Origin of the sequence: Mesorhizobium sp. M7A.F.Ca.CA.004.04.2.1 (assembly GCF_004022825.1) — a bacterium.
GTDB lineage: Bacteria > Pseudomonadota > Alphaproteobacteria > Rhizobiales > Rhizobiaceae > Mesorhizobium.
In genome coordinates, this window is record NZ_RZPH01001503.1 from 1 (window position 1) to 922 (window position 922).

The window sequence follows — 922 nt, forward strand, 5'->3', positions numbered from 1 at the left end:
GGGGGGCTGGGACGGCGCTGTCGAGCTCGCGTGACCAGTCAATGGCATTGATGAAGACGCCGAGCGGATTCTTGCGCAGCTGATCCGTATTGCTTGGCGAGCGGATCACGATCGTGAGGATCGCAGTCCAGCGCATCGTGCTGGCAAGGCTTCCGCGCTCAAACACCTGCTCGGTCCATTTGACCTGGAATGAACTTTCGGAGGCTCTGACCACGCTGGTGACCTGTACCGAAACACTGCGCGTTCCGATCTGACCGAAGGGGTCGTTCGCCTTGGCGTATTCGTTGAGGAAGAGCGCTGCGCGATCGCTAGCAAAGTCGTACGCTGCCAACCAGTTCTGCCGTACCAAAACCGGATCGGTGGAAACGGAACGGACATTCTGGATGAAGCGGCCGAGATGCCAGGCGATCTGAGCATCCGAGGGCTCATAATTCCGGATCGCCGGCGCGACGGCGTGCGTCTCGCCGAAGCCATCGACCTCGACGACATAAGGCACGACACGGCTTTGCATCGACTGCCATACGAGTCCGCCGGAAAGCCCGGTCGCCAAGGCCAGGCAGCCAAGGGCCATGATCCGCCAGTTCCTGGCCTGCAGTCGAGATGAGCCGATGCGCTCGTCCCACAGCTGGGCGGCTTTTTGATACGGCGTGACCGGTTCGGGTGTTTTGCCGTAACGGTGCACGGGTCGCTTGAAGAGCATCTAGTCATCCTTGTCGTTGAGAGAGGGGTTGGCGCTGCCTCCCGGCCGGTCTCCGTCTCGGACAGCTTGCACGGCAGCGTGGCGATTTGCCCGGGCGGTCTGTTCAGAACGTAGGCGCCTTGCCCACGTCGGCGCCGAAACAGTGGCCGAACCGGCAGAGCGTTCGGTCATTGACGCTGTCGGCGCGCCGCCGGTCGCGGTCCACGCGGCATCGCGCCCGGC

Annotated in this window: 1 protein-coding gene; it reads right to left on the minus strand. The window is 63.0% G+C overall.

The genetic code is table 11. From position 1 onward, the window contains the following. Positions 1-700 (minus strand): conjugal transfer protein TrbF (gene trbF, locus EN893_RS35715; RefSeq protein ID WP_164901477.1); only part of this gene is annotated, 700 nt, incomplete at its 3' end. Positions 701-922 lie beyond the last annotated feature (222 nt).